This window comes from Actinoplanes sp. L3-i22 (assembly GCF_019704555.1).
GTDB lineage: Bacteria > Actinomycetota > Actinomycetes > Mycobacteriales > Micromonosporaceae > Actinoplanes.
On the sequence record NZ_AP024745.1, the window covers coordinates 945,918 to 969,925 of the forward strand.

Below are 24,008 nucleotides of genomic sequence, written 5' to 3' on the forward strand. Positions count from 1 at the left end.
GCCTGGGAGGATTGATGACTGATAACAAACCGTCGTATTCCGGCACGGATGCACAGGATGGCCGGTTCCTGTCGCTCGAATCACAAAAACCGGGCCGTGCCGCAGATCTCACTATTGAACACTGGCCGATTTCGGACCCGAATCGGCTGGTGAATGCGGCGGTCGTGTTACGAAACGGTGCAATTGCCGACCCGCTGGCGCTGATCGCGGCCGGCGCGCGGGCGGTGCTCGCCGACGAGTCCGAACTGGACGCCGCCGGGCCCGCGGTGGCCGCCGGCGGCTCCTATCTCTCGCCCGCCGTGATGGCCCGGATCCGGCCTGGTGACGCCGCCGAGCCGGTCCGGCTGGCCCCGCGGCAGATCGCCGCGCTGCGCTGCATCGTCGCCGGCCTCACCCACCGTGCGGCGGCGAAGGAACTGGGTGTCACCGAGCAGACGTTCAACACGTACGCCAAACGCCTGCGCCGCAAGCTCGGCGTGAGCAACAAGGCCGAGCTGACGCGACGCGCGGCCGAGTTGGGCCTGATCCCGATGTGAGCGATGTGAGCGATGTGAGCGATGTGAGATCGGAGTTGCCGGTCCACTTGCCTCGTCCCGGCCGGCGCCGATGCGATTGGCTCGGCGCATGGAAGTCGTCGCGGTGGTGTCCGATCCGCCGGCCCGGCGCGCGCTGTGCCGGCTGGCCGGACACCTCGGCGAGGTCCGGCTGGTCGCCTCACCGGCGGAGATCGCGGAGATCGCGGAGATGGCCGACCGACCGGACGTGGTGCTGACCGCCGGCCAGCCGGCCGCGGTGATGCGCGTGCTCAGCGGCCGGCATCCGGTGGTCGCGGTGGTGCAGGACGCCGCGACGGTCTCGGCCCGGGTGGCGCTGCGGGCCGGGGTGCGCTCGGTGGTGGGCTTCTCGGCCGGCGCCGACGAGGTGCGGATCGCGGTCGGGGTGGCCCGCGCGGGCGGCGGCTATCTGAGCCGTGAGCTGTCCGGCCGGCTGCGCGTGGAGTCGGCCGCCGGGGCGTCGCTGGGGCGCCGGGAGAGCGAGACCCTGGCGCTGATCGCGCACGGGTTCACCCACGCGCAGGCCGCGCGGCGGCTCGGGGTGTCCGAGGCGACCGTCAACTCGTACGTCAGCCGGATCCGCAGCAAGCTGGACGCCGGCAACAAAGCCGACCTGACCAGGATCTTCCTAGCGGGTACGAGCATCCTGCCGGCGTAGTTCCCGGCGCAGCCGCCCCACCTCGGCGAGCCGGTCGTGCCGCCCCTCCGCGACCAGGAACAGATCCGCGGCCCGGTCCAGATGGGCCTCGGCGCCCCGCCGGTCGTCCCGGCCCAGCGCGATCGCGGCCATCGCCAGGTACGCCTCGCCGGAGTGCCCCACGTCGTCCCCGGCCTCGAAGTCGTCGACCGCCGCGGCCAGCGTCGCCAGCGCCCGGTCCGCCTCACCCCGGTCGGCCAGCACCATCCCGAGCTGGGTCCGCAGGTAACCGCGGATCGCCACCCCGGGCAGGTGCTCGGCGGCCCCGGTGCGCCACCGGTCCAGCGCCGCCTCCAGCACGTTCCGCGCGGCGTCCAGGTCGCCCCGGGCCCGCAGCACCTCGGCCTGCGCCCGGGCCACCACGACCCCGGCCAGCCGCTCGCCGGTGGCCGCGAAGATGTGCTCGGCCTCGGCGAGGTGGGCCGTGGCGCTCGCGATGTCGCCGCGCGCGGCGAGGACCGCGCCGAGATAGCGCAGCGCCCATCCGACGGCGGCCGGGTCGCCGGCCGCCCGGCCGAGCCGCAGCGCGTCGCGGTGGTGCTGCTCGGCGTCCTCCGGGCGGCCCAGGGTCACCCGCAGCGCCCAGCCCAGATTGTTCTCCTGCGCCGCCTCGGCCCGCCGGTCGCCGAGCGCCCGGGCGGCGTCCACCGCCAGCTGGAAGACCTCCGGCCAGGGCAGAGCTCCGTGCCGGCGCTCGGAGTACCAGTACAGGTCGCCGGCCGCGGTCAGCACCGCGGCAGGCCGGCCGGCGGCGGCGGTGTGCCGGACCGCCCACCAGAGCGCGATGTGCTCCCGGTCCAGCCAGGCCAGCGCGTCCCGCGGCCCGGCGAAGCCGGCGCCGGCCGGCCCCGGGTTCTCCGGGTCCAGCCAGGATCCGGCGTCCGAGCAGCGCCGGAGCAGGTGCGCGGCGAGCCGGTCCCGGGCCGCGAGCCGGACGGCCGGGTCGTCCTCGGCGGCGGCCCGGTCCCGGGCGAACAGCGCCAGCAGGTCGTGTTGGGTGTACCCGCCGCTGGTCCGGGCCGGCTCGACCAGCCCGGCGTCGGCGAGCGTGTCCAGGATCCGTTCGGCGGCCGGCTCCCCGATGTCGGCGAGCGCGGCCACCACCTCGGGGGAGTAGGCCGGCAGCGGCGCCACCGACATCCGCCGCAGCGCCCGCCGGGCCGGCTCGTCCAGCAGCCGGTACGACAACTCGAACGCGCTGCGCACCCCGACGTCCCCGACGTGCAGCCGATCGAGCCGGTGCCGTTCGTCGCGGAGCTGGTCGGCCAGCGACCGGACCGTCCACTCCGGCCGGATGACCAGCCGGTTCGCCGCGACCCGCAAGGCCAGTGGCAGCCCGCCGCAGAGCCGGCCCAGGTCGGCCGCGGCGAACGGCTCCCCGTCGATCCGCCGCGCCCCGACCGCCCCGCTGAGCAGCTGCCGCGACTCGGCGTCGGTGAGCACGTCCAGGGTGATCCGCTCGGCGGCGGACAGCCCGCCCAGCCGGCTGCGGCTGGAGACCAGGGTGAGCCAGCGCGCCCCGGCCGGCAGCAGCGGCCGGACCTGCGCCTCGTCCCGGGCGTTGTCGAGGACGAGCAGCCCGCGCCCCCGGTTGGTGACCGTCCGGTACGCCGCGAGCCGTCGCGCCGTGGTCTCCGGCAACGGCCCGTACCGCAGTGCGGTCAGCAGCTGTCCGAGCGCGTCGGCGGTGCCGGCCGGCTCGTCGTCCATGCCGCGCAGCGCGACGTAGAGCACGCCGGCCGGGAAGCGTGCCGCCATCTCGTGCCCGGCCTGCACGATCAGGCTGGTCTTGCCGACCCCGGGCGGCCCGGCGACCACGACCGTGCGCACGCCGTCCGCGTCGGCGAGCTCCTCGATCCGGCGGAACTGCGTCCGGCGGCCGACGAAGTCGGGCAGGGCCGCGGGCAGCGAGACCGGGCCGGTCACGGCCGGGCGGGCGGCGTCGAGGAGCCGGGCCCGGTCGGCCGGGCCGAGCCCGAGGCAGCCGGCGATCAGCTCCAGGGTGGGGCGCCGTGGCCGGGTGACCTTGCCGAGCTCCAGGTTGCGGACGGTGCGGACGGCCACTCCGGCGAGCTCGGCGAGCTCCTCCTGGGTGTGGCCCGCCGCGACCCGGTGGCGCCGCAGAACCGCGGCCAGTCCATCGACAGTCGTCACCCTGGAATGATCGCAGTCAGGCTCCGGTCACTGTGCTCGGGCCACCCGATGCGATCCGCCGGGCGTTCGCCTCGGCCTCGCGCTCGCCGGCGCCGCCCGGGTCGGTCACGTCGACCCCGCCGACCGTCGAGCCGGCCGCGGTGATCGGTTTGACCACGTGGGTGAGCTCGTGGATCCGGGTCTCCGTGGACTGACTGCCGGCTCCGTACACGATGGAGTCGCCGATCGTGAACGCCTTCGCCTCGACGGCGGCCGCGGCCCGTTCGGCGGCCGGCCCGCGGAATTCCCGCACGCCGGAAAGGTCGGAATTGAAGGTCGACTCCATCTCCCGCTGGAAGGGCGTCTCCAGCGGCTGACCGCTGCCCCGCAGGGCCGTCTCGACCAGCCGGTCCGCGGTGTCCGAGCCGCCGTGGCCGCAGCCGTCGCCACATCCGGCGTCGTGGCTGCGCGCGGCCAGCAGCTCACCGACCGCGCGGTTGCCGACCATCCGCTGCAGGGCGGGCAGGTCCAGGGCGCCCGCCGCCGGTCGCCCGGTGGGTGCGGCCTTCGGCCCGGACTCGGAACGCCTCTCGGCCGGTTGCCGGTTGCTGCCCACGCGCGCACCATCCCCTCACGCCACGGTCGTCCGGCCCGACGGTAGCCCGGATCGTTCCCGGTCGTCCCGGTTCCGGCCCGGACGGGCAGGCAAACGTGCCCTCAGGGTCGCCGCAGATCGGCCGCGACGCGCCGCTGCACGTGCCGGATCAGCGCGGCCAGGTCGGCGCAGTAGACCGAGGGGTTGCGAAACCCATCGGGGGAGCGGTAGCGGTGCGCGTAGTGCCCGCCGCCGCAGACCTGATGCAGCGGGCAGGCCCGGCACCCGTCGCACAGCGCCTCGGCGCCGATCTGCCGGGCGGCCACGCCGGGATGCTCCAGCACCGCGTCGAAGTCGTGGTCGAAAACGGTCCGCCCGGTGGCGCACGCCCCGGGGTACGCCGACTTCAGCGAGTCGACCAGCTCGATCGCGCCGTCGGTCTCCACCACGATCACCGCGACCGGGCTGAGGCCGACCTGCTCGGACCGGCCGGCGCCGCCCAGCAGCAGCGTCATCACGTCCTCGAAGAGGCGGATCGAGGTCTCCTGGCGGGGCGCGTCGTACCAGCGGTCGAAGATCGTGATCAGCCAGGGCGCGTACGCCACGGCCGGCGGGCCGTCCCAGTTCGCGTGCGGGAGCAGCAGGTCGATCGCCGGCGGCCGGTACCGCAGCAGGGCCTCGTAGCAGGCGATCGGATCGGTCGCCGGGTCGATCACGCAGAGCAGCCCGGCGAACAGCTCGGCCGGCAGCAGCCGCAGCGCCCGGTCCACGCCGGCCGCGCTGCCCCGCCCGTCGCTCCGGTGTCGCCGCAGGTCATTGGCGGCCGCCGGGCCGTCCAGGCTGACCCCCACCCGCACGCCGTGCCGGCGGAACACCGCGACGGCCGCCTCGTCGAGCAGCGTCCCGTTCGTCTGGATCAGCACGTCGAGCCGCCGCCCGGCCGGGAACGCCGCCCGGAAGTCGCCGATCAGCTCGTCCAGCCGCGCCGCCCCGGCCAGCAGCGGCTCGCCGCCGTGCAGCACGAGACGCATCCCGGCCAGGTCGTGCGCGTCGGCGTGGGCGGCCGTCCGCTCGGCGGCGAGCCGCCAGGTGCGCTGATCCATCACGGTCGGCCGATCGCGCCAGGACTGGTCGGCCATGGTGTAGACGTAGCAGTAGTCGCACGCCAGGTTGCACCGCTGGTGCACCTTCAGCACCACGTCCCGGAACGGCGTCGGCCGCCATCCGCCGCGCTTGAGGGCACCCACGTCCAGTGCCGGATCCGGCCACCCGCCACTCATCCGGATCCTCTCCCTGTTCGCCGCCCGTTGCATGCTAAGAGCCTTGAGACCCAAAACCCATTTCCGGTACGGCGGAAGCCCCGCCCCAGGCGCACGGCGCCGCGGGCGGGGCAGCGGCTCAGACGGTGGAGTGCGCGCTGCGGCGGGCGGCGCTGGTGACCGCGGCCTGCCGGGCCGCGGCGGACGTCGCGGCCACCCCCGCACCCCAGCGTTCCGCCCGGCCGATCCGGCAGCGGACGTACGTGATCACCCCGTCCCGCCAGGGATGCGTGACCTCCTCGACCACCCGGACCCCGTCCAGGTCCACCGAGAAGCCGGGCGTGACCAGGTATTCGTCCCGGAACAGCGCCCACAGCCCGGCCGCGCTCAGCTCCCCGCCGGCGGCCTGGCCCTCGCTCGCCGCCTGGGCCAGCGCGCCCACCTCGGCCCGCAGCCCGGCCGGCAGGTCCAGCCCGTGCCCGGTCCGCAGCAGGTACGCCACCCCACCCTTCCCGGACTGGCTGTTCACCCGGATCACCGCCTGGTACGACCGGCCCACGTCGACCGGGTCCACCGGCAGGTACGGCACCTCCCACGGCGCCTGTGACGGCTCGACGCCCAGCTCGGCGGCGCGCTTGGCGTGGAAGATCAGCCCCTTGTCGATGGCGTCCTGATGGGTGCCGGAGAACGCCGTGTACACCAGGTCCCCGGCGTACGGGTGCCGCTCCGGCACCGGCAGCCGGTTGTAGTACTCGACCGTCCGGCGGACCTCGTCGATGTCGGAGAAGTCCAGCTTCGGGTCGATGCCCTGGGCGTACAGGTTCATCGCCAGCGTGACCAGGTCGACGTTGCCGGTGCGCTCGCCGTTGCCGAACAGGCAGCCCTCGACCCGCTGCGCGCCGGCCAGCACGGCCAGCTCCGCGCAGGCCACGCCGGTGCCGCGATCGTTGTGCGGATGCACCGACAGGATCACGTCGTCGCGCCGGTCCAGGTGCCGGCTCATCCACTCGATCTGGTCGGCGTAGACGTTCGGCGTGGCGATCTCGACCGTGGCCGGCAGGTTGTGGATGACCGGCCGGTCCGGCGTCGCGTCCCACCGTTCGGTGACCGCGTTGCAGACCTCCAGCACGTAGTCCGGCTCGGTCAGGTTGAAGACCTCCGGACTGAACTCGAACCGGGTGTAGGTGCTCCTCAGCCGATCAGTCGCGGACAGGATCACGCCCGCCGCGTCCAGGATCCGGGCCGTCAGCTCGCTCCGCGACGCCCGTAACACCACGTCCCGCCAGGTCGGCGCGGTCGCGGTGTACATGTGCACGACGGCCTTCGGCAAACCATCAACTGCTTCGACGGTACGGCGGATCAGATCGTCCCGTGCCGCGGTGAACACCACCACGGTCACGTCGTCCGGGACCAGGTCGTCCCGTTCGGCCAGCAGCCGGACGAAGTCGAAGTCCAGCCCGCTCGCCGACGGGTAGCCGACCTCGATCTCCTTGAAGCCCATCGCGACCATCATCCGGAACGCCCGCAGTTTGCGCTCGGCGTCCATCGGCTCCGCCAGCGCCTGGTTGCCGTCGCGCAGGTCGACCGGCACCCACAGCGGGGCGGCGGTCTGCCGCCGGGTCGGCCAGGTCCGGTCGGTGATCGGTACGCCGACCCGCTCGTGCGCGGGGCGGTAACGGTGGAACGGCATCGGGCTGGGCTGCTGGGGATTCCAATTGATCATGACGGTGACTCCGCATTTCGCCGGGAAAGAAGAATCGACCGGCAAAGCACGAACAGCCCCCACGGCGGGGAGCCGGTCGTCGGATCAGGCCCCGCCGTGGCGGCTGAGGAGCAGCGCCACGAATCGCGTCACGGCCGGGACGATACCCGACGCGGCCCGGCCGTCGAGGGGCTGCTTGGATAGTGGGAATGTCCAGGACTTTGCGGATCAGCAGCCGGAACGCGACCTTCCAGCAGTGGCAGGCGCTGCTCACCAACCGCACCAAGCGGCACCGCGCCGGCGAGTTCGTGGTCCAGGGCGTCCGCCCGATCACCCTGGCCCTGGAGCACGACTGGCCGGTCCGCGCGGTCCTGCTCGACGACTCCCGCCGGCTGTCCCAGTGGAGTCACGACATCCTGGACCGGACGTCCGGCGTGTCGCGGTTCGCCCTCGACGCCGACCTGATGCGTGAGCTGGGCGGCAAGGACGAGGAGTCGCCCGAGCTGCTCGCCGTGGTGGAGATGCCGGCCGACGATCTGGACCGGCTGCCGGTCGGGCCGAAGATGCTGACCCTGGTCTTCGACCGGCCGACCAGCCCGGCCAACGTCGGCGCGCTGATCCGCTCGGCGGACGCGTTCGGCGCGTCCGGCCTGATCATCACCGGGCACGCCGCCGACCCGTACGACCCGAAGGCCGTCCGGGCCAGCACCGGCTCGCTGTTCGCGGTCCCGGTGGTCCAGGTGGCGAGCCACCGCGAGGTGGTCGACGACGTGATCGCGCTGCGCCGCGACAACATCCCGGTGGAGATTCTCGGCAGCGACGAGAGCGGCGACGTGGAGCTGGCCGACCACGACCTGACCGGGCCGAAGATGATCGTCATCGGCAACGAGGCCCGCGGCCTGAGCGGCGCCTGGCGGGAAGCCTGCGACCACATCCTGCGCATCCCGATGACCGGCGCCGCCAGCTCCCTGAACGCCGCCGCGGCCGGCACCGTCGTCCTCTACGAGGCGGCCCGCCAGCGCCGTGCCTAGCCGGCCGGGGTGCGGGCGCCGAGCAGCTCCTCGAAGCGCTCCAGCAGGAACGTGGCCTTGAGCTGCGAGGTCTGCTCCGCGCCGAGCAGGCCGCCCCACTCCGGGGCCCAGGTCACGCCGCCGGCCGGGCCCAGGGTCAGCGCGATGCCGTCCGGGAACGGCTGATAGGCGGTGAGCGCGGCCCCTTCGATCAGCGCCCGGATGTTGGCCGCCACCAGCTCGCCGTGCGCGCCGGCCGCCCGGGCCATCTTCATCTCCGGCACCGCGGTCAGGTCGCCGACCGCGAACACCCGCTCGTGCCCGGTGACCCGCAGGTGCTCGTCGACCGCGAGCCGCCCGTCCGGCTGTCGCGCGGCGACCAGCGCGTCGCCGAGATATCCGCTGCTCACCTCGCCGCCGTAGCACGGGAACCACAGGTCGGCGGCGAGCACGTCGCCGTCCGCGGTGGTGACCGTGAACGGGCGCACGACACCGGGCGGAACGTCCGGCGCCGCGGTCAGCTTCGTGCCGAGCAGCACGTTCACCCCGAGCGCGGCCAGTTGCGCGGCCACCTCGGTGCCGAACTCCGCGGGGAACCGGCCGCCGGCCACCGCGGGCGACGGGTCGACCAGCGTCACCGACGTCGAGGGCAGGGCCACCGCGATCTCGCCGGCGAACTCGAGGCCGATCGCCCCCGCGCCGAGCAGCAGCACCTGGCCGGCCCGCCCGAGCGCGTCCCGCACGTCACCCAGCCGGTCCAGGGCGGCGGCCCGGGTGGCGACGTCCATCCTGGACGGGAAGGGGCTGGTCGTGCCGGTGGCCAGCACCACGTAGTCGGCGTCCAGGTGGGCGCCGCTGCCCAGGTCCACCCGGCCCGGCTCGACGCGGGTCACCTGGTCGCGCACGATCCGGCCCCGGGACAGCAGACCGTCGTACGGAATGAAGATCTTCTCGGCCCAGACCGGATCGACCGCGGCGCGCAGCGCGGCGACGTTGTGCACGAACGTCTCGCGGGGTTCGACCAGCGTCACGTCGGCGACGTCGTCCAGGCCACGGGCCGCCGCGATGCCGCCGTAACCGCCGCCCACCACCACTACCTTCGGAGTTGTCATGCCTCGACTTTGTGCTGGTCAAAGCGGTTCGGGGAGACCGGGACGAGGGTGGTAGCGGCAGGGCCACCCAACCGGCCCGGGTGCGGGTTACCGTCGATCGGTGAGCGAGAACGAGCTGGGCAACTTCCTGCGCGCTCGCCGGGACGAGGTGACCCCGGCCGAGGTCGGGCTGCCGCCGGGGAACCGGCGCCGCGCCCCCGGCCTGCGCCGCGCCGAGGTGGCGATGCTCGCCGGGGTCAGCGTGGAATATCTGATCCGGCTCGAGCAGGGCCGGGACAGGCACCCGTCGCCGCAGGTCATCGCGGCGCTGGCCGGTCCGCTGCGGCTGACCGTGAGCGAGCGCTCGCACCTCTACCGGTTGACCAAGGTGGCGAGCGGGTTCAGTTGTGGGGCGAACCTGCGTGATCCGGTCCGGGAGGTCCGGCCCGGCCTGCGCGCCGTGCTCGACCAGTTGGAGCCGGCCGCGGCGGTGCTGCTCAACCAGGTCGGCGACGTGCTGGCGCACACCGCGGGCTTCCGCCGGCTGGCCGGCCCGATCGGGCTGCTGGACGGCGCCGAGCCGAACCTGAACCGGTACGTGTTCACCGACCCCCGCGCGCGGCAGGCCTACCCGGACTGGGCGCACGTCGCCGACGAGCAGGTCGCCGCGCTGAAGGACGGGCCGCCCCGGCCGGATTTCGCCGCCGAGCTGACCGTGCTGGCCGGGGCGGACTTCACCGAGCGGGTGGCCCGGGTGCCGGGCCTGCCCCGGGCGCACGGGCTGGTGCGCCTGGAGCATCCGGCGGCCGGAGCGCTGCGGCTGACCTACGAGATCCTGCAGCTGCCGGGGGACGAGGGGATGCGGCTGCTGATCCAGCTCCCGGCCGACGACGCCACCGCCGACGCGCTGCGCGGGATCGCCCCGCTGCGCCTGGTCGCCGGCTAGAAGGAGCTGGCGGCCGGCTGCTCCGGGGAGGTGGTCCGGTCCGCGGCGATCCGGGCGATCGCCCGCAACGTCGACGTGCCGCTGAGGAAGTAGCCGTCGTGGCCGCTGACATCCGCGGCCGGCAGTGGCAGCGCCCCGAACGCCGGGTCCACCGGCAGCCGCCCGTGACCGAGACCGAACACCCGGACCGACGGCAGCCGCCGGGTCCAGTCGTCCGGCGCACTGCCGGCCCAGATCCGCGCGCTCCCGCCGAGCTCGGCCCGGGCGGTCACGCCCAGCCCCGGGCTGCCGAGCGCCACGATGTCGGTGACCTGCGCCGGAAGGTGCGCCGCGGCCCGCCCGGCGACGATCGAGCCGTAGCTGTGCCCGACCACCGTGATCTGCCGGTCCGGCCGGTCGGCGACCAGTCCGGCCACGAAGCGCTCCAGGGCGAGCGCGCCACTGGCCGCCCGATCCTCGCGGAGCGCGGCCCGGCGTACCCCCTCGGGTGGGTCGTAGCCCAGCCAGGCAACCACCGCGACCTTCTCGCCGGTCTGCTGGAACAGCTGCCGGGCCTGCCACGCCGGCGCGCGCCGCTCGATCCCGCCGAGACCGGTGTCGAAATCGGCAAGCGTGTTGTCCACGCCCGGGATCAGGACGGCCACCCGGTCGGCGGTGGCCAGGTCGCCGAGCACCTCGACGATCCGCCCGTCCCCGCGCCGGTCCAGGGCCAGGATCTGCCGGCCGGCGAAGGCCGGGTCCCGGTTCGCGGCGTAGCGCAGTGCCAGGGGAGCGCCGTCCAGATTGCCGACGACCGACGGGTACTCGCCGGCCAGCGCGGCCGCCGGGCCGGCCGGAAGCGTCGCGAAGAACGCCGCGACCTGGGCCGGCGTGGCCGTCGCCGGGTCCGGCAGGTGCCGCGCGTCGGCCCGCCAGGCCGCCACCCCGGGCAGCTGCCCGGGGACCGCCTCGGTCGGCCCGAACAGCCAGGCCGCGGCGACCGACAGCGCCAGCAACGGGACAATCCACAAGCGACTCACGACGTTCTCCCCGCCTCGATCCGGCACCGGTTTTCCGGTGTGTGGCGAAGCTAGGAGGACGGTGTGGTGGTGAACGTCAATCCGTGGCGGGAACTCGGTCGTAGCCCTGCGGTACTACGACCGTCACCCTGCGGTAGGGTAAGCAAAGATCCGGGTCTATGCTTCCTCGCGTGAAACAAAGCAAGAGCTGCGTGAAACAGAGCTGCGGATGAAGCCGGGCGACGAAGCAAGAGTCACCGTGCGCGACCTCGCGGCCCACACCGGCCTCTCCATCGCCACCGTCTCCCGGGTCCTCAACGACCGGGCGAACGTCGCGCCCGCCACCCGCGACCGGGTGCTGCGCGCGATGAGCGAGCTGGGCGAGCGGGCCCCGCGCCGCCGGGCCGGCCGGGTCCAGGGCGCCGGCGTCTTCGTCCGCTGCCCGTACGTGCTGACCGACTACTTCGGGCTGATCGTCTCCGCGGTCGCCGAGGCGCTCGAGCCGCACGGCCTGCACGTGATCCTGAACGCCGGCACCGCCGCCCAGCAGACCCGGGTGCTGCCCACCCTGCCGGAGCGGCGCGACGTGGCCGGCGCGGTGCTGATCCTGCCGCCGGAGCCGGGCGCCGACCTGATCCGGCTGCGCGACCGCGGCTTCCCGTTCGTGCTGGTGGACCCGCGGATCTCGCCGCCCAAGGACGTGGCCGCGGTCTCCGCCGCGCACTTCGCCGGGGCCCGCGCGCTGACCGCGCACCTGATCGAGCTGGGCCATCGCCGGATCGGTATCATCGGCGGCCCGCGCGACTGGCTGGCCAGCGACAACCGCTTCCACGGCTATCTCGCGCCGCTGGCCGACGCGGGCGTGCTGGCGTCCCCGGAGCTGACCCGCTTCGTCGCCGAGCCGACCACCGAGCTGGGCCACCGGGCCGCCGCCGACCTGCTGGACCTGCCGGAGCGGCCGACCGCGCTGCTGGCCTTCAACGACAAGATGGCGGTCGGCGCGCTGCGGGCCGCCGCCGAGCGGGGCCTGCGGGTGCCGCACGACCTGTCGGTGGCCGGTTTCGACGACATAGACCTCGGGTCGGCCTGTGACCCGCAGCTGACCACGGTCCGGCAGCCGCTCGGCGAGATGGGCCGGATGGCGGTGCACCTGCTGCTGCGGATGCTGGGCGGGCATCGGCTGGACGCGTTGCACATCGAGCTCGGCACGGAGCTCGTGGTGCGGGACTCGACCGCGAAGGCGCCGTATTGACGTGTTTCACGGTTCCGGAACCGAAACGACGCATCCGGAACCCCTAACTCATTGACTGGCGTATTTGGCAAAGGTTTCCTTCCTGTTACGCCATCCCCTTCCCCCGTGAGGGAGAGCCAGTCATGAGATCCCCGAAAGCCAAGGCTGTCATCGCCGCGTCTGTGCTGGCCGGGAGCGTGCTTTTCGCTCCGGTCTCAGCCATCGCGGCGGGTGAGGCCGTCCAGGTCTACCTGACCACCACCTCGGACAGCGGCGGCCGGAATGTGACACGTGGGCTGCAGCAGCAGGCCAACGTCGCGTTCGGGCCGGCCGGCGGCAGTGCCGGCACCACGATCAACGTCAACGAGGGCACCACCTACCAGACGTTCGAGGGCGGCGGCGCGTCGATCACCGACACCACCGCCTATCTGCTGCGCGGTGGCGCGGTCAGCGCGGCCACCCGGGACGCGACGATGGCGAAGCTGTTCTCCCCGACGAGCGGCATCGGGCTCTCCTTCGTACGCAATCCGATCGGTGCTTCTGATCTTTCCCGGCCCGGCAATGTCTCGCTGGACGACACCTGTTGCGACCTGAACGACTTCGGCGGCAACGGCTATGACACCAACGTCCGCCTGCTCACCCAGCAGGCCAAACAGCTCAACCCGGCGCTGCGGGTGATGGGCGTGCCGTGGAGCGCGCCGGGCTGGATGAAGGACAACGGCCGGATGGACCAGATGGGCTGGTTGAAGGCGCAGTACTACCCGATGTACGCCCAGTACCTGGTCAAGTACGTGCAGAGCTACCAGGCGATCGGTGTGCCGGTCGACTACCTGTCGGTGCAGAACGAGCCGAACTGCTGCCAGGCCGGCAACCCGACCGCGATGAACTACCCCGGGATGAGCTGGAACCCGTCCGGGCTGGTCGAGCTGACCAAGAACAATCTGTACCCGGCGCTGCACGCGGCGAACTTGAACACCAAGGTGCTGGTGCACGACTGGAACTACGGCGACTACGCCAGTTTCGGCTCGGGCATCCTCAACGACGCCGGGATCCGGAGCGACTCCGCGTTCGGCGGGATCGCCTGGCACGGCTACGCGGGCACGCCCTCGACCGGCACCGACGTGCACAACACGTACCCGACGGTGAAGCAGTTCGAGACCGAGCACTCCGGCGGCGACTGGATCGGCAATCAGCAGAACGAGGACATGAACAACATCATCGACTACACCCGGAACTGGGGTAGCTCGGTGGTCAAGTGGAGCCTCGGCGTCAACCAGTTCAAGGGTCCGAACAACGGTGGCTGCAGCACCTGCACCGGCTTCATCACCGTGCAGGAGGGCGGCTCGCGGGCCGGCCAGGTCGACTACACCATCGAGTACTACACGATGGGGCACCTGACCAAGTTCGTGAAGCCGGGCGCGGTCCGGATCGACACCAACGCGACAAGCGCGGTGCCGAACGTGGCCTGGAAGAACCCGGACGGGTCGAAGGCGCTGCTCGCGCACAACGGCGGCACGTCCAGCCAGTCGGTCCGGGTGAACTGGGGCGGCCAGTCGTTCACCTACACGCTGCCGGCCCGCACCACGGCGACGTTCACCTGGTCCGGCACGACGTCCACCCCGCCGCCGGCGAGCGGGGGCACGATCACCGGGCTCGGCGGCAAGTGCGTCGACGTGGCCGGCGCCTCGACGACCAATGGCACCGCGGTGCAGCTCTACACCTGCAACGGCTCGACCGCGCAGCAGTGGACCCGGAACTCGGACGGCACGCTGAGCTCGCTCGGCAAGTGCCTGGACATCGTCGGGCCGAGCAACGCCGACGGGACGCTTACCCACCTGTGGGACTGCCACACCGGGACGTCGCAGAAGTGGACGTATGACAGCGCCACCCAGCACCTGGTGAACACCTATTCCGGGAAATGTCTGGATGTAAAGGACAACACCTCGGCGGACGGGGCCCGGCTGCAGATCTGGACCTGCACCACCGGCGCCAACCAGAAGTGGGTGCTGAACTGATGCTGCTCAAGATGGCGATGGTGGCGGCGGTGGCGATCGTGCCGGCCCACCTTCCCCACGCGAAGGCGCCCGTGGTGACCGGGACATACTCGGCGGGCGCCGCCCAGTGGAGCTCACTTCCTGCGACTTATCTCGATAAATCCGACAAATCGGCGGTGGCCACGGTCGTGATCGACCCCAGCCGGACCGAGCAGCACTACGCCGGCATCGGCTTCTCGATCGACGAGACCAGCGTCTCCAACCTGTGGAAACTCACCCCGGCCGAGCGGGAGCGGGCGATCCGCCTGCTCGCCGACCCGAAGACCGGCGCCGGTCTGGACCGGTTCCGCCTGACCATCGGCAGCCCCGACCTGATCGAGCACCTGCCGTTCTGGTCCTACGACGACGGGTCCGGCGAGGACTGGAACCTCCAGCGCTTCTCCATCCAGCGCGACCTCGACCTGCACATCGTCGACACGATCAAGCTGATCCAGAAGTACAACCCGCGGGCCACCTTCTTCGCCTCCGCGTGGAGCGCCCCGGCCTGGATGAAGACGAACAACAAGTTCCTCGGTGAGGTCGCCCTCAAGCCGGGCAGCACGACCGATTACTACCAGTACGGCAAGCTGCGCGACGACTGCATCGACGTGTTCGCCCGGTACTACGTCAAGTACCTGCAGGCGTACGCCCGGCACGGCATCAAGGTCGACGCGATCACGCTGCTCAACGAGCCGGGCATGGACGTCGTCTACCCGGCCATGGACATCAGCGTCGAGCAGCAGCAGAGACTCGCCGTCGCGATCAAGCGGGAGTTCCGCAGGGCCGGGCTGCGCACCGACCTCTACGTGCACGACTTCAACTTCTGGGACTGGCGCGACCCGAACAGCACCGCGACCAAGAACTACTACCGGATCCTGAACGACCCGAAGGCCGCGGCGGCCGCCGACGCGATCGCGTTCCACCCGTACTGGGGTGACCCGACGGTGATGCGCGACGCCTACCAGCAGACCGGCAAGCCGGTGCACATGACCGAGACCAGCGATCTCTCGCCGGCCACCGTGCTCTCCTACTTCCGGCTCGACGCCAGCAGCTACGTCCTCTGGGCGCAGACCACCGACCAGGACGGCGGCACGCTGCACTGGACCGGCGAGCGGAACAACGACGTCGACTGGGACGAGGTCGCGCGGACCAGCAAGTGGCCCGATCGACTCGTCAAGGTCAACACCAACACCAAAACTTATTCGGTACGGAGTGAGCTCTACCCGCTCGGACAATTCGCGAAGTATCTGACCCCGGACCACGTCCGCGTCGAGTCGAGCACCACCGATCACGGCGTGAGCAGCGTGGTGTTCCGGGACGGCGACGACTACGTGGCGGTGCTCGGCAACGGCAACGCCACGGCGACCAGCACCCGGGTGATCATCGGGGAGCGCTCGTTCGTGACGTCGGTGCCGGCTCAGGCGTACGCCACCTATCGCTGGACCGACCGCACGCCGGACCCGCGGCACAATCGTGCCCCGCGCCTGGATCGCGTCCCGGAGGTGACCGCCGACCAGTACGGCACCACCCGGATCCAGCTCCACGCGACCGATCCTGATCACGACCGGCTGTCCTACTACGCCACCGAGCTGCCGGCCGGCGCCGGCCTCGACGCGACCACCGGAGTGATCACCCTGAACCCGGTCGTGGCCGGGACGCAGGACCTGACGGTCGCGGTCACCGACGGCAAGGCGCACGCCGAGACGACCGTGCACGTGACCGTCCGGCCGCACGGCGCGCCGGTCGGCGCGATCGTCGAGGCCGAGGGCTACACCGCGCAACACGGCTGGACCGAGGGCGGCGGGAACTTCGTCGAGAGCAACGCCGCGGCCAGCGGCGGGAAGAACATCGGCTGGACCGCGCCGGGCAACTGGCTCGCCTACCGCTTCGACGTCCCGGCCGGCGCCCACCGCCTGGAGCTGCGCGTCGCCAACGGCAGCGGGGCGGTCGCCACCGGCGCGATCTCGATCCGGAACGCCGCCGGGGACGTGCTCGGCACCGTCTCGGTACCGGACACCGGCGGTTGGGGCACCTACCAATCGGTGGAAGTGCCGGTCTCGCTGGCCGATGGTGATCAGGCGGTCACGGTCTACTGTGAAACCGGTGGGTTCAATCTGGACTACCTCCGGTTGATCGAGTAGGGCCGGTCAATCGCCGACCTGCCGAAGGCGGGCCAAAAGCTCGCCCTCGGCAGCGTCGGAGACCGGGTCGCTCCAGAAATCCAGCGGTACGGCGCGCAGGTTGCGCCCCAGCGGATCCAGCAGATGGCCGCCGAGCTTCATCACCCACAGCGCCACCGAGCGGTCGATGATCGTCAACTCCGGGACCTGCGCGCCCAGTCGCGCCTCGAACGCCGCGATCTCCTGCACCGCGCGCAACCAGACCACGAGCAGCAGGTTGGCCGGCCCGGACAGGGTCGCGCAGAAGCGGGTCTCGCGCATGCCGCTGATCCGGCCGACCACCCGCCCGGTGTCGCCGGGCGGCAGCGTGCCCCACAGCGACACCGAGATCGGATAGCCGGAGACGTAGCGGGCGACCTCGGCCCGGTAGACGATCGACCGGTCCGCGTCCAGCCGGTCCAGGCGGCGGCGGACCGTGGTCGGGCTCAGGCCGAGCCGCTCCGCGATCCGCACCGCCGGCTGCCGCGGGTCGTCGTTGAGCACCCGCATCACGTCCAGGTCCGCGCCGGTCAGCTTCCGGCTGGTCTCGTGCGCGGGCCGGCCCGCGGTGAGCGCCTGCCGGGCCCGATCGGTCAGCCGGTCGAGCCGCCAGCGGCTGCCCTCGAGGTGCACGGTCACCGCGATCTGGGTGCGTGACGCGGCCACCCCGGGCAGCATCCCGAGCCGGAAGCTGAGATAGCGGGCGAGCTGCGCGTGATCCTCGAACGCCGCCTGGATCAGCAGGTCCCGGGCCCCGGTGACGTGCTCCAGGGTGACGATGTTGACGTCCCCGGCCAGGCCCGCCGCCACCTCCGGCAGCCGGCCCGCGACGCAGTCGACCTCGATCACCGCGAGGACCACGCTCGGGATCGCCAGTTGCGCCGGCAGGCAGCTGATCCACGCGTGCCCGGATCGGTAGAGCCGGTTCCAGCGCCGGGCGACCGTCGAGCCGTCCAGGCCCAGCGCCGCGCCGATCCGCTGCCAGTCGGCCCGCGGCGCCAGCTGCAACGCGGTGATCATCTGGTAGTCGAGCTCGTCGAGGGTGACCGTTTCCGGCGCGTCAGCGGGCTGCATCGGCGGATCTCTGCAATCCCGGGCCGAGGGCGATCATTTTGCCGACCATACCCGCCATGTTCACCGCACCCGACGCCCAGCCGTTCGCCGACCGCCTGATCAGCCTGCGGCACGCGCTGCACCGCGAGCCCGAGCTCGGGCTGGACCTGCCGCTGAGCCAGGCCAAGGTCCTCGCCGCGCTGGCCGGCCTGCCGCTGGAGATCACCACCGGGACCGCGCTGACCTCGGTGACCGCGGTGCTGCGCGGCGGACGCCCCGGACCGGCCGTGCTGCTGCGCGGCGACATGGACGCCCTGCCGGTGCGGGAGGAGAGCGGCGTCGACTTCGCCTCGGCGATCCCCGGCGTGATGCACGCCTGCGGGCACGACGTGCACACCAGCGCGCTGGTCGGTGCCGCGCACCTGCTCGCGTCCCGGCGCGCGGAGCTGGCCGGGGACGTGGTCTTCATGTTCCAGCCCGGCGAGGAGGGGCAGCGCGGCGCCAAGGTGATGATCGACGAGGGCGTGCTGGACGCGGCCGGCTCCCGGGTGATCGCCGCCTACGCGATCCACGTCGCCGCGACGATGCTGCCGCTCGGCGTGGTCGCGACCCGGCCCGGCACCATGCTGGCCGCCTCCGACTCGGTCACCGTGACCGTTTTCGGCAAGGGCGGGCACGGCTCGTCGCCGCACCTCGCGATCGACCCGGTGCCGGCCCTCTGCGAGATGGTCACCGCCCTGCAGACCATGGTCACCCGGACCGCGGACGCGTTCGACCCGGCGGTGCTGACGGTCGGGTCGATCCACGCCGGCTCGGCGTTCAACGTGATCCCGTCGACCGGGACGTTCGAGGCGACCGTCCGCACCTTCTCGCCCGCCACCCATCAAAAGATCCAGGCGGGGGTACGGCGGGTGGTGCGGGGCATCGCCGACGCGCACGGGGTGCGCGTGGAGATCGACTACCAGGCGAACTACCCGGTGACCGTGAACGACGCCGGGGAGGCCGGGTTCGCGCTGGACACCCTGCGGGGGCTGCTCGGGCCGCAGCGGGTCTTCCAGGCGCCGCAGCCGGTGGCCGGGGCCGAGGACTTCTCGTTCGTGCTCGAGCAGGTGCCGGGGGCGTATCTGATGGTCGGCGCCGTCCCGCCCGGCGTCGACCCGTCGACCGCGCCGATGAACCATGCCCCGCAGGCGATCTTCGACGACCGCAGCGTCCTGGAAGCGGCCGCCGTGCTCGCCACCCTCGCCGCGGCCCGCCTCGCCGCCGCCGACGTGCCTGCTGCCGTTCCCGCCGCCCTTGCCGCGCCCGCAGCCGGTGCGGGCGCTTCTTCTGCGGGCGGGGCCGAGTGACCGCCGTCGCCGAGAAGGCACCGAAGGTCGGCGCGGTCGTCGGGCTGCTCGTGCTCTTCGAGCTGACCAGCGGTTTCATCCAGGGCAGCATCGCGCCGCTGCTGCCCGACCTGGGCAGCGAGATGGGCATCTCGGACGCCCACCTGAACTGGGTGATCTCGGTGCAGCTGCTGGCCTCCGCGGTCTGCGTACCGGCCTTCGGGCGGCTCGGCGACCTGCACGGGCACCGGCGGATGCTGCGGATCGCGCTGCTCTGCGTCGCGGCCGGCAGCCTGCTCGTCGCGCTCGCCCCGAACCTCGGGGTGCTGCTCGCCGGACGGTTGCTGCTCGGGCCGCTGGCCGCGCTGCTGCCGCTGGAGATCGCGCTGGTGCGGGACCGGCTGCCGGTCACCCTGGCCCGCCGGGCGATCGCCCGGCTGGTCGGCGCGTTGACCCTCGGCGCGCTGCTCGGTGGGGTGCTGACCGCCGGGCTGCACCAGGTGATCGGGGACGCCCGGCTGACGCTGCTCGTCCCGGCCGGGCTCGCGATGCTCTGTGTGCCGGTGAGTTTCCTGGCCGTGCCGGAGAGCGCCCGTCTCGCCACCGGCCGGCTGGACCTGGCCGGGATCGCCGTGCTCAGCGTCTCGATGGTCGCCCTGCTGGCCGGGATCTCGCTGCTCAACGCGATCCTGGTGATCGTCGGCCTGCTCGGCTTCACCGGCTGGGTGGTGTTGGAGCTGCGGGTCGCCGAACCCCTGGTCGACCTGCGGGCGCTGGCCGGGCGGCACGTCGCGCCGTTCTTCGGGGCGTCGTTCGTCTTCGGCATCGTCTACTTCGGAAGCCAGTCGCCGGACTCGACGTTCCTGGCCGCCACGCGCGCCGAGGCCGGCTACGGATTCGGCTTCACCGCGCTGCAGATCTCGCTGGTCGCGCTGCCGGCCGCGGCCTTCGCGGTGCTCGGGTCGGCGGGTACCGCGCTGATCGCCGGGCGACTGGGATACCGGACGACCCTGGTCGTGGCGTTCGCGGTGATCGCGGCCGGGTTCCTGGCGACGGCGTCGTTCCACGACCAGGTCTGGCAGCTGCTGGCGATCAAGGTGCCGATCGGACTGGCCGCCGGGGTCGCCCTGGGTGCTATGCCCACCGTGATCGCGGAGACCGCCGACCCGTCCCGGACCGGCATCACCACCGCCCTCTACAACAACGTCAAGACCCTGGGCGGCGCCGTCGCCGGCGGCGTGGTCGCGGCGATCCTCGGCGCGGTGGTGCTGCCGGGCGGTTCGACGCCCCGCGAGTCGGCCTACGTGACGGTCTGGCTGATCTGCGCCGTCCTCTGCGCGGTCGCGGCCCTGGCCGCCCGCTTCGCCCGCCGAACCGAGTGACCAGCCGGGGCCGCGACCCGCGCCGTGTCCCAGGCCCGGCCGCGCTCGCGGTTCTCCGGCTGGCGCTCATGGTTGTTTTTCGGGTTGGGAAGAGCCGTGAGTGCCGGCCGGGGCGCGAGGCGCGGCTGGGCCTCGGCCCGGCAGGTGGCTTGCGTGGTCCTTCTGAACCGCAACCACCCTCGGACGTCGCCCTGGAGGGTCTCGCGTTCTGGGCGCCCCGCGCCCTTGCGAGGCCCGGAAGGGTCCCCGCGGGAGCGACGATCAGTTATTGGCCGCAGCCGAGGCAATAAAAGATCTTGAAGATTTGAGCCGGCCGATTCCGATCACCCTGCGCCGGCTCACCCACCGGCCGGCGCCGCTCATCCCGCGGCGCCGGCGCTGGTCTCAGTGGGCGACCGGGCAGCCGCCGGTGAGCTTGCCGAGGAACGCGTTCGGGTCGTAGTAGTGCTCGACCTCGAGGAGCTTCAGGTCGTCGTCGACCTTGGCGACGCTCATCCCGAACATCTCGATGGTCTTGTTGTTCGGCTGGTGGCCGTGGTACTCGCCGTCGAACGCGCCCCAGTGCCGCCACTTGAACGTGACCACCGGCGGCGGGCTCAGGACGTCGAGCACCTCCCAGTAGAAGCCGTTCGGGAACGCGCCGTGGAAGACGTCGTGCTGGCCGTCGAACGACTCCGGCTTGTAGAACACGCTCTCGCCGATCAGCACGTTGTAGCTGCCCTGGTCGGCGATGTCCTGCGCGGAGGCCCAGCCGCCGCCGTTGATGTTGGTGCGGAAGTGCTCGGTCACCATCGAGACCCAGGTCGCGGGGTCCTTCTTGTGGGACACCTCCATCTCGAAGACCTGGACGATCGACTCGACGATGGCCTCGAGCGAACCCGGCGCGTGGTTCGTGGTGCGCTGCCCGGGCATCACGACGTGCGACAGGTGGTAGTCAGGGGTGCCGTGGCGGAACTCGGACGGATCGGCGGCCTCGATAACGGCGTCCCGGCCCTGCAGCCACAACGGTGTATCGGACAAGGTGTGGTCCTTCCAAAGGAGGGCAGGGGGCCTCCGTAAAGTTGCTTTTTGGTTACCCCCCGTAGTCCAAAAGCGATGATCACGATATCCATCGTGGACCGATCGCAAAAGGCCCTATTGGTTACGACCTATTTTCCGAACGTCACAGGTATTAACGAACGACAAAGTCGAGCGCCTGTTCCAGGTCTGCCACCAGGTCGTCCGGGTGTTCGATGCCGATGGCAATTCGGATGGTTCCGGGGGTTAGGTGCGATTCCTGCAGTTGTTCCGGAGTCAATTGCCGGTGCGTGGTGCTGGCCGGATGCAGGATCAGCGACTGTGTGCTGCCCAGCGACGCGGCCGCCTTGATCACCCGCAGCCGGCTCATCAGCAGCACCCCCGCCTCGTGCCCGCCGGCCAGGTCGAAGCAGAACGCTCCGGGGAAGCCGGTGACGTGCTTCGCGCCGGCGAGCCGCGGCACGGCGACCCGGCTGACCGCGGGGTGGGCCGCCAGCCGGTCGGCGACCCGGGCGACGTTCGCGGCGTGCCGCTCCATCCGCAGCCCCAGGGTGTGCAGGCCGCGAATGATCAGCCAGGCCGCGAACGGGTCGGCGGTCGCCCCGAACTCGACCGCGTGCGTCCACACCTCCTGGTAGCGGGCCTGGTCGGCGAAGACCGCGAGGCCGCCGGTGACGTCCGAGTGGCCGCCCAGGAACTTCGTCGCCGAGTGCACCACGACGTCCGCGCCGTGCTCGATCGGCCGGCAGAAGACCGGCGTCGCGAACGTGTTGTCGACGACCGTGACCACCCCGGCGGCCCGCGCGATCGGGGCCAGCGCGGGCAGGTCGCTGAGGTGCCCGGTCGGGTTGGCGATCGTCTCCAGGTAGAGCACCTTGGTCCGCGGGGTCAGCGCGGCGCGCAGCTCCTCCGGGTCGCTCCCGCTGATCCGGGTGACCTCGATGCCGAAGCGTTTCGCCAGGTCCTGCAGTTGCGCGTGGGTGCCGCCGTAGACGTCCCGCTGGGCGATCACGTGGTCGCCGGCGTCGAGCAGGCTGTGCAGCAGCAGGCTGATCGCGCCCATGCCGGACGACGTGGCGATCGCGGCGGCCCCGCCCTCCAGGTCGGCGACCGCGTTCTCCAGCGCGCGGACGGTCGGGTTGGTGAAGCGGGAGTAGGTGTACGCGCCGTCCGGGCGGTGCAGCCCGTCGGCGATCAGCTCCGGGTCGTCGAACGCGAACGACGACGTCTGGTAGATCGGCACCGACAGCGGGGTGCTGTTCGCCGGTGCCGGCGCCTCGATGTGGACCATGCGGGTGTCGGGATGCATGCCTTTGATGCTCGCGGACCGTGACCGGACGGGTACAGGGCCAATGCCGCTATATTGGTTCGCTGATGGATCCAATCGAGCTCGCGTCCCGGCTCGGCCGCTGGTCGGCCGGTCGTGGGCCGCTCTACCTGCTGCTCGCCGGGCGGCTCCGGGCGCTGATCGACGACGGTGAGCTGCCGCCCGGGACCGCGCTGCCGACCGACCGGGCGCTCGCCGCCGGGCTCTCCGCGGGGCGGACCACCGTCGTCGCCGCCTACGACCTGCTGCGGCAGGAGGGGCGGCTGGTCCGGCGGCAGGGGAGCGGCACCTGGGTGGCCGGGGCCAACGCCGGGCCGCCGGTCGCGACCGAGCCGACCGTCAACCCGGTCTTCCTGCACCTCCTCGACCCGCCGGACCACGTGGCGCAGTTCGCCTGCGCGGGGCCGACCGGGGCGCCGGCCGCGGTGATCACGGCCTATCAGCGGGCGCTCGGGCTGCTCGGCGGGCCGGACCTCGGCTATCACCCGGCCGGTCATCCGCGGTTGCGGGCGGCGCTGGCGGCGCGCTACACCGCCCGCGGGGTGCCGACCTCGACGGCCCAGATCCTGATCACCACGGGCGGGCAGCAGGGGCTCGCGTTGCTGGCCCGGGCACTTGTCGCGCCCGGCGCCGAGGTCCTGGTGCAGGCGCCGACCTACCCCGGCGCGCTGGAGATCTTTCGCGAATCGGCGGCGGCACTGCTTCCGATCAAAACCGGGATTGCGACGTACGGCGAGGAGCTCGCCCGCCACCACCCGGCGATGGCCTACCTGATCGCGTCGTGCCACAACCCGACCGGCCGTACGATGCCGCCCGCCGAGCGGCAGGAGATCGTGACGGCGGCCCTCCACGCCCGGGTCCCGCTGGTCGTCGACGAGGTCCTCGCCGACCTGACCTTCCCGGACCGCTCCGCCGCCCCGCCGGCGCCGATCGCGGCACTGGCGCCGGATGCGGACGAGCTGATCACCGTCGGGTCGCTCAGCAAACTGGTCTGGGGCGGCCTGCGGATCGGCTGGGTCCGGGCGCAACCGGCCCTGATCGGCCGGCTCGCCCGGCTCAAGGCGGTGATCGACCTGGGCAGCGGGGTGCTGGACCAGCTCGCCGCCGCGGAACTGGTCGCCGACCTCGACCCGCTGATCGCCGAGCGCTCCCGGGTGCTCGCCGCCCGGCACGACCACCTCTGCGCTGAGCTGCGGAAACAGCTGCCGGAGTGGCGGTTCGAGGCGGCCGGTGGCGGGCAGACGCTGTGGGTGCGGCTGCCGTACGGCGACGCGGCGTCGTACGCGCAGGCGGCGCTCCGGCAGGGGATCGCGGTGCTGCCCGGTGGCTCGCTCGACCCGTCCGGCGGGAGCACCGACCACCTGCGGATCCCGTTCGTCGCGGACTCGGCGGCGCTGACCGCGGGCGTCCGGGCGATGGCCGCGGCCTGGCACGGCTTCACCGGCCGGGCGGCAGGAAGTCCGCCACCCCTGCCGGCGATCGCCGTCTGACGC

The 24,008-nt window shown here is 72.5% G+C and carries 19 protein-coding genes; 10 read left to right on the forward strand and 9 right to left on the reverse strand.

Features of this window, described 5'->3' with window-relative positions; genetic code table 11:
- The first annotated feature begins 14 nt into the window (after nucleotides 1-14).
- Together L3i22_RS04395 and L3i22_RS04400 are read left to right on the forward strand one after the other, a co-directional pair.
- Nucleotides 15-536, forward strand: coding sequence for a response regulator transcription factor (locus L3i22_RS04395; RefSeq protein ID WP_255658649.1), 522 nt, complete (start codon nucleotides 15-17; stop codon nucleotides 534-536).
- Between the two features lie 88 nt (nucleotides 537-624).
- On the forward strand, nucleotides 625-1,212 hold the full coding sequence (locus L3i22_RS04400; protein WP_221325722.1) for a LuxR C-terminal-related transcriptional regulator: 588 nt from the start codon (nucleotides 625-627) through the stop codon (nucleotides 1,210-1,212).
- On the opposite strand, the gene L3i22_RS04405 is transcribed toward L3i22_RS04400, so the two are convergent.
- From L3i22_RS04405 to L3i22_RS04420, 4 genes are all read right to left on the reverse strand, one after another.
- The gene (locus tag L3i22_RS04405; protein WP_221325723.1) at nucleotides 1,183-3,405 is read right to left on the reverse strand and encodes a helix-turn-helix domain-containing protein; all 2,223 of its coding nucleotides are present in this window, start codon (nucleotides 3,403-3,405) and stop codon (nucleotides 1,183-1,185) included. The genes L3i22_RS04400 and L3i22_RS04405 overlap by 30 nt on opposite strands.
- Nucleotides 3,406-3,421: 16 nt before the next feature.
- Nucleotides 3,422-4,000, reverse strand: coding sequence for a DUF4157 domain-containing protein (locus L3i22_RS04410; protein WP_221325724.1), 579 nt, complete (start codon nucleotides 3,998-4,000; stop codon nucleotides 3,422-3,424).
- 101 nt (nucleotides 4,001-4,101) lie between these two features.
- Nucleotides 4,102-5,259, reverse strand: a complete 1,158-nt coding sequence (locus L3i22_RS04415; RefSeq protein ID WP_221325725.1) for an FxsB family cyclophane-forming radical SAM/SPASM peptide maturase — start codon at nucleotides 5,257-5,259, stop codon at nucleotides 4,102-4,104.
- Nucleotides 5,260-5,377: 118 nt separating this feature from the next.
- Entirely contained in the window at nucleotides 5,378-6,961 is a 1,584-nt protein-coding gene (locus L3i22_RS04420) for a 2-isopropylmalate synthase (RefSeq protein ID WP_255657941.1), read from the reverse strand.
- A gap of 188 nt (nucleotides 6,962-7,149) precedes the next feature.
- On the opposite strand from L3i22_RS04420, the gene L3i22_RS04425 reads away from it, so the two are divergent.
- Entirely contained in the window at nucleotides 7,150-7,971 is an 822-nt protein-coding gene (locus tag L3i22_RS04425) for a TrmH family RNA methyltransferase (protein ID WP_221325726.1), read from the forward strand.
- On the opposite strand, the gene L3i22_RS04430 is transcribed toward L3i22_RS04425, so the two are convergent.
- A complete protein-coding gene (locus tag L3i22_RS04430) occupies nucleotides 7,968-9,062 on the reverse strand; it encodes an NAD(P)/FAD-dependent oxidoreductase (protein ID WP_221325727.1) in 1,095 nt (364 codons plus the stop codon). The genes L3i22_RS04425 and L3i22_RS04430 overlap by 4 nt on opposite strands.
- Nucleotides 9,063-9,162: 100 nt before the next feature.
- Between L3i22_RS04430 and L3i22_RS04435 the strand changes: the two genes are divergently transcribed.
- Nucleotides 9,163-9,987 (forward strand): helix-turn-helix domain-containing protein, encoded by an 825-nt coding sequence (locus tag L3i22_RS04435; RefSeq protein WP_221325728.1) that lies wholly within the window; start codon nucleotides 9,163-9,165, stop codon nucleotides 9,985-9,987.
- Here the strand turns inward: L3i22_RS04435 and L3i22_RS04440 are convergent.
- Nucleotides 9,984-11,006 (reverse strand): alpha/beta hydrolase, encoded by a 1,023-nt coding sequence (locus L3i22_RS04440; protein WP_221325729.1) that lies wholly within the window; start codon nucleotides 11,004-11,006, stop codon nucleotides 9,984-9,986. The genes L3i22_RS04435 and L3i22_RS04440 overlap by 4 nt on opposite strands.
- A 238-nt stretch (nucleotides 11,007-11,244) precedes the next feature.
- On the opposite strand from L3i22_RS04440, the gene L3i22_RS04445 reads away from it, so the two are divergent.
- The 3 genes from L3i22_RS04445 (at nucleotide 11,245) to L3i22_RS04455 (ending at nucleotide 16,390) form a co-directional block, all read left to right on the forward strand.
- Nucleotides 11,245-12,237: a LacI family DNA-binding transcriptional regulator gene (locus L3i22_RS04445; protein WP_255657942.1), complete on the forward strand. Its 993-nt coding sequence runs from the start codon at nucleotides 11,245-11,247 to the stop codon at nucleotides 12,235-12,237.
- A 122-nt stretch (nucleotides 12,238-12,359) separates the two neighbouring features.
- On the forward strand, nucleotides 12,360-14,231 hold the full coding sequence (locus tag L3i22_RS04450) for a ricin-type beta-trefoil lectin domain protein (protein WP_221325731.1): 1,872 nt from the start codon (nucleotides 12,360-12,362) through the stop codon (nucleotides 14,229-14,231).
- Nucleotides 14,231-16,390: a carbohydrate-binding protein gene (locus L3i22_RS04455; RefSeq protein WP_221325732.1), complete on the forward strand. Its 2,160-nt coding sequence runs from the start codon at nucleotides 14,231-14,233 to the stop codon at nucleotides 16,388-16,390. Before L3i22_RS04450 ends, L3i22_RS04455 begins: the two co-directional genes overlap by 1 nt.
- A 6-nt stretch (nucleotides 16,391-16,396) precedes the next feature.
- Here the strand turns inward: L3i22_RS04455 and L3i22_RS04460 are convergent, their stop codons facing one another.
- Complete coding sequence (locus tag L3i22_RS04460; protein ID WP_221325733.1) at nucleotides 16,397-17,482, reverse strand: Lrp/AsnC family transcriptional regulator; 1,086 nt, start codon at nucleotides 17,480-17,482, stop codon at nucleotides 16,397-16,399.
- Between the two features lie 56 nt (nucleotides 17,483-17,538).
- On the opposite strand from L3i22_RS04460, the gene L3i22_RS04465 reads away from it, so the two are divergent.
- Both L3i22_RS04465 and L3i22_RS04470 read left to right on the forward strand, forming a co-directional pair.
- Nucleotides 17,539-18,810, forward strand: coding sequence for a M20 family metallopeptidase (locus L3i22_RS04465; RefSeq protein WP_221325734.1), 1,272 nt, complete (start codon nucleotides 17,539-17,541; stop codon nucleotides 18,808-18,810).
- Nucleotides 18,807-20,171 (forward strand): MFS transporter, encoded by a 1,365-nt coding sequence (locus L3i22_RS04470; protein WP_221325735.1) that lies wholly within the window; start codon nucleotides 18,807-18,809, stop codon nucleotides 20,169-20,171. The genes L3i22_RS04465 and L3i22_RS04470 overlap by 4 nt, the downstream gene beginning before the upstream one ends.
- 384 nt (nucleotides 20,172-20,555) lie before the next feature.
- Here L3i22_RS04470 and L3i22_RS04475 read toward each other — a convergent pair whose 3' ends face one another.
- Both L3i22_RS04475 and L3i22_RS04480 read right to left on the reverse strand, forming a co-directional pair.
- A complete protein-coding gene (locus tag L3i22_RS04475; RefSeq protein WP_221325736.1) occupies nucleotides 20,556-21,191 on the reverse strand; it encodes a SnoaL-like polyketide cyclase in 636 nt (211 codons plus the stop codon).
- Between the two features lie 151 nt (nucleotides 21,192-21,342).
- Nucleotides 21,343-22,497, reverse strand: a complete 1,155-nt coding sequence (locus L3i22_RS04480; RefSeq protein WP_221325737.1) for a PLP-dependent aspartate aminotransferase family protein — start codon at nucleotides 22,495-22,497, stop codon at nucleotides 21,343-21,345.
- Nucleotides 22,498-22,562: 65 nt separating this feature from the next.
- Here L3i22_RS04480 and L3i22_RS04485 point away from each other — a divergent pair, with 65 nt between their 5' ends.
- Nucleotides 22,563-24,005: a PLP-dependent aminotransferase family protein gene (locus tag L3i22_RS04485; RefSeq protein ID WP_221325738.1), complete on the forward strand. Its 1,443-nt coding sequence runs from the start codon at nucleotides 22,563-22,565 to the stop codon at nucleotides 24,003-24,005.
- Nucleotides 24,006-24,008: the final 3 nt, after the last annotated feature.